The sequence below is a fragment of the Marinimicrobium sp. UBA4509 genome, from assembly GCF_002388575.1.
GTDB classification, from domain to species: Bacteria; Pseudomonadota; Gammaproteobacteria; order Pseudomonadales; family Cellvibrionaceae; genus Marinimicrobium; species Marinimicrobium koreense.
The window spans coordinates 62,805-67,328 of sequence record NZ_DGMV01000087.1 but is presented as its reverse complement, the minus strand read 5'-3'; the positions used below and the strand labels follow the sequence as shown (position 1 = coordinate 67,328).

5 protein-coding genes are annotated in these 4,524 nt (G+C 57.8%); 3 read left to right on the top strand and 2 right to left on the bottom strand.

The annotated features are described in order from the left end of the window. Positions 1-818 (bottom strand): chalcone isomerase family protein (locus B3520_RS16665; RefSeq protein WP_286876456.1); only part of this gene is annotated, 818 nt, incomplete at its 3' end. Between the two features lie 308 nt (positions 819-1,126). Between B3520_RS16665 and B3520_RS16660 the strand changes: the two genes are divergently transcribed. The 3 genes from B3520_RS16660 to B3520_RS16650 all read left to right on the top strand — a co-directional run bounded on the left by B3520_RS16660 (position 1,127) and on the right by B3520_RS16650 (position 3,258). Continuing rightward, positions 1,127-1,771 (top strand): cyclic nucleotide-binding domain-containing protein, encoded by a 645-nt coding sequence (locus B3520_RS16660; protein ID WP_286805836.1) that lies wholly within the window; start codon positions 1,127-1,129, stop codon positions 1,769-1,771. Positions 1,772-1,856: 85 nt separating this feature from the next. Then, on the top strand, positions 1,857-2,534 hold the full coding sequence (locus B3520_RS16655) for a flagellar brake protein (RefSeq protein WP_286805835.1): 678 nt from the start codon (positions 1,857-1,859) through the stop codon (positions 2,532-2,534). Continuing rightward, positions 2,506-3,258, top strand: coding sequence for a hypothetical protein (locus B3520_RS16650; RefSeq protein WP_286805833.1), 753 nt, complete (start codon positions 2,506-2,508; stop codon positions 3,256-3,258). Before B3520_RS16655 ends, B3520_RS16650 begins: the two co-directional genes overlap by 29 nt. Positions 3,259-3,323: 65 nt before the next feature. Here the strand turns inward: B3520_RS16650 and B3520_RS16645 are convergent, their stop codons facing one another. Then, positions 3,324-4,139 carry a hypothetical protein gene (locus tag B3520_RS16645; RefSeq protein ID WP_286805831.1) on the bottom strand — a complete coding sequence of 272 codons (816 nt, stop codon included), beginning with the start codon at positions 4,137-4,139 and terminating at the stop codon, positions 3,324-3,326. Positions 4,140-4,524 lie beyond the last annotated feature (385 nt).

Here is a 4,524-nt window from a genome sequence, read left to right as displayed (position 1 = left end):
TCTTCTTCGGCGACTACCGCCGGTTCGGGTTCAGGTTCGGGCGCCGGTTCAGGCTGTGGCTCGGGTTCTGGCTCTGGTTCGGGCTCCGGTTCTGGCTCCAGGGACGCCTTCGGCATGTCCAGAGCAGTCACCAGCGGGGCGGTTGCAGCGACCGGTGGCGCGCTGGACTCCGGTTCGGGCGACGGTTCGGGTTCGGGTTCCGGTTCCGGCTGGTTCCACTGGGCCACGGTTTCTATCCGTGCGGCTGAAGGCTCGATGGCTTCAAAGCGCGAACGCAGGTCACCGGGGATCTCGCTCGGAGAGAGCAGGTTGTCCCGGAAGGTCGATGACAGGGGGACATTGCCCACCCAGGCGCGGGCCAGCAGGTTGAAGAAGGGCTCATCCTCAATCACGCCGAGCTCGACGCCATTCAAACCCACCGCAACACCGGTGCCGGGGTTGAGCTCAATGGTGACCACATCGTTCTGGCGCAAACGCCCCCGGAACAGATTGGAGAAGGCCACCATGTTGTCGGCCTGCGCTGTGAGGGCGCTGCCGCTGTTGTTGATGGAGACCCCTTCAATCCACATCCGGCTGAAACGCCGGGACGGGATGCCATTGTCGGCCGTAATACGCAGCTCCATGCGCTTGGCGCCGGGGCTGTTGAGCGCCGTGTCAGCGCTATCAGTTCTGGACTCAAGATAGAGCGCACCAATGAACATTTCATTGCCCAGTTCCTGATGAGACGCCAGGCCGTTCAGGCTTGACGCCGCCATTGCCGAGGGGGCGAGGTACAAGGCAAACGAGAGCAAGACAGACATTACTGAGGCTTTGAACATAAGCGAATCCCAATTCACATCATTATTATGTGCGTCCCGTAATTCCGCACTTCGTCGGGCATCAGCCAGCTATCATACAATAAAATGTTGATTCGATGGGCAGTGTGGGTCGGACGAATTTGGGCGAAAATGGGGCAGGTCTATTCCTTTGGGTCATAACCGTGCAGATTTCTCAACACGGAGCAGCGCCGGTTGTCAGACGTCAATGGACAAGGCTATGATGCGGAGCAACCCCTGTGGGCGGTGGAGCCGGCCGGGGGAATAATAAACAATATACTGACCGCTCCGGGGCAGAGAACTTGGCAACTATGGAAATAAAACCCCTCAACAAATTTCCCCGAGATACCGTTGAACGTTGGTTGCTCACTATTCCTTTTTACAAAACCGTCAAACAGCAGGACAACTGGCAGTTCGAAATTCTGCTGGATCGGGCCCATATCGCTTACTACGAACCCGGTGAACAGGTACTGCAGCGCGGTGAGCGGGACCAGTGGCTGTATTTTCTGCTGAGAGGGCAGCTGGACGTATACCCCAATGAGCAGGTGGAAGGCCCCTCCATCAATCAGATTACCCCGGGCGAAGTGTTCGGCGACCTGGCCATGCTGATTGGCCATGAACGCACGGCGACCCTCATTGCCTCACCGGGGTGCCGGCAAGTGGTTGTACTGGCCTCGGACTTCAGTGAGTTTGCCAACCTGGAGTCCAACCGGCCGATCACCCTGGCCACCAAACTCGCCTACTACCGGAATACCGTGCACAGCCTGCGCTGGAAGCTCGAGGTGTACCGCGCCCAGAATCCGCAGCACAGCTTTGCTAATCGCCATCGACAGATCCGGTTGTACACTGGCCCCAAAGACACCCGCGAGGAGCTCTCGGCCCTGCACGCCCAGGCGCAATCGCTGGCGCGCCTGTTGCTGGAGTGGAATGGTGAATTTGGGGCAGCGCGTCGTTAGTTGGCCGGTAAATTTGCTATCATGAGGTTTATTCCGCGCCCGGCGGCCAATGGCCGGGTCCGATTGTATTCTGTTCAGGGCCACTATGACCTTTGACGATTTGAAACTTCGGCCGGGCTACCCGCTTCAAGTCCAGGTCGAAACCAGTACCGGGATGTCCGAGCGTTATCCGTGCCGCTTTGTGGGGGCCATGCCAGGGCGGGCGCTATTGCTGTCCGTGCCCCGTGTCAATGGTCGTTTTCTGCGCTTGCGTCCAGGGCAGAAGGTCGTGGCCCGGATGATGGTGGCGAACGGGGTCGGGGTTTTTACCTGCTCGGTGGAGAGCCAGGCCACGGATCCCTACCCACTGCTACACCTTGATTACCCCGAGGAAGTCGGCTTTAAAGGCATTCGACAATCCACCCGTGTGGAAATTGCATTGCCGGTCGTCGTGCTCAATCAGAGTAGCCTCGAGGCCTCTGAAGTAGACGCTCGTGTGGTTGATATCAGCCTGTCGGGTGCGCGCCTGGAGTTGGATCGTATTCTGGGCGATATCGGAGATAAAGTATCCATTACCGCCCAGGTTGAAGTGGCCGGGCTCTATCGCGACCTGCGCCTCGAAGCGGTCATCCGCTCCCGGGTTGAGCGCAGTACCCAGGAACTCAAGCAGAACACCCCGGTAGTGTACGGGCTGGAATTCGTTGAGGCAGATGAAGATCGCCGCTTGCTGTTGGCCGCCTATGTGTATGCGAAAATTGCCCAGGATCAATTACCCACACCTTAGCGCCGGTCTGGCGTTGTGCCTGTGTCTGAGCGCGGCCGCTCCGGTCCAGTCGGTTGAACTGGAGCAGCTGTGGCTGCCCAAATCCTATCTACGACATCTTCCCCGTCTGTATGACGCTGCGCGCCTGGTGGAGGAATCCCCGGGCTGTGAAGAGCTGCTGGAGGGCACCAGTCATCTCGGACGGAGCACACTCGAGCATCCCGTCTTCACCCTCAAGTGCCGCAATCCATCGGGCCAGACTTTCAGCCTGATGGTCGACGGCCCCAGCCTGATGAAAGTGGATGACACCCGTCCCGGTGGCCTGGTGTCCTTCGAGCAACTGCGGGAAGAGTATGAGCTGGCTCAGCAGCGTGAGCGGGAGCGACAAGAGAAGGCCCGAGAGCTCGCCGCACTGGAAGCGCAAAAGCAACAGACCGAGCAGGAGCGCCAACAGTGGTTGCAGTGGTGGGAGGATGAGTTTGCCCGGCGAGAGACGTTCTGGAAGGAGTGTGTCGCGGCACTGGAGCAGCGAGTGGGCGGAATGCAGGCACTGGAATGGCTGACTACCGAGCGCCCTGAGCCCGAGTTGGGGCAGGAGCCAAACCTGGAAAGCCATCCGCCGCTCACCTATGTGATCGACTTCAATGCAGAGAGTTATTATGGCGAGGCGCTGTTTTATCGGGCGGCTTGTCGCCAGGACGACCAAGGGGAACTGGAGCTGGATATCAGGGCGCGAAGGGACTAGATAAAAATGGTCAGACACAAAAAAGGGTCCCTGAGGACCCTTTTTTGTGGAACCGCCACTAGCGCTTAGGCGCTGGGGGTTGCCTTGGCGGGACGGCCGCGACGGGCGCCAGCCTTTTTCGCCGCTGCTTTTTTAGCGGTGGTTTTTTTGGCCGCGGTTTTGCGGGTGCCGGTTTTCTTGGTGGCGGCCTTCTTGGCAGTGCTCTTACGCGCAGCGGTTTTCTTGGTCGCTGGCTTTTTGGTCGCCGCTTTTTTCTTGGCGGTGGTCTTTTTGGTGGCTGCCTTCGCTTTGGCGGCGGCCTTTTTGGCTTTTGCCTTGGCCTTGGCGGCGGCTTTCTTGGCCGCTACTTTCTGCCGTGCTGCCAGTTTCTTGGCGGCGGCGCGGGCGCGGGCGGCTTCTTTTTTGGCTTTCGCCTTGGCTTTGGCGGCCGCTTTCTTGGCAGCGGCTTTGGCGCGAGCGGCTTCTTTACGAGCGGCGGCCTGCTGAACCTTGGCCATGGCGGCTTCGGCCTTCGCTACGGCTTTGTCGTGCTCATTGGCCAGTTTGTTGGCGGCCTTGATTTCGGCCAGGGTCTGCTTGGCGGCTGCCAGATCAGCCTTGACCGTATCGTGAGCGGCCTTCGCCGTGTTCACTGCGGCCTTGGCGGCTTCTGCCTGCTTGGCCGCGGCGGGGGTTTTCTTCTTGCGCGCAGTGGCCAGCTTGGCACGGGCTGACTTGACTTTGGTTGCCGCTTTGGTGGCTTCCTTGGTCAGTGCTGTTACGGTTTTCTGGGCATCGGTTTCCTGTTGAGTGCGGGCTTTGCTCAGTTGCGCTTTGACCTGAGCGAGCTCTTTTTCCAGTTGCGCAACAGCGTCAACGGACGTTTTTTTGCGTGCAGCCATGGTTTGCTTCCCTTATTGTTTTGGAAGAAAAAATGAAGGATGAATAAAAAGCAAAATACAAACAGGTGATAAGTTAAAACTTTGTGGTGAAAATTCAAGTTTTTTATTGCGAAATCAGGAAAATAAACCGCTTTTTCGTAAAAAAAACCCGTTTTCGGGTTTTTTGAACAGTCGATTGAAGTGTTTACCGGTTGGTTTTGAGTTTGGCGGAAAGCTTGCCGCTGATTCGTCAGTGAACTGCGGGCGTTATCCTTGAGTGCGTTTTCTGTATATAATCACAGGTATGATTCAAGGTCGGGACACGCTTTGTGCGTAAAATTATTCACTGTGATGCGGACTGCTTTTTTGCCGCAATCGAGATGCGGGACGATCCGAGTCTCCGTCA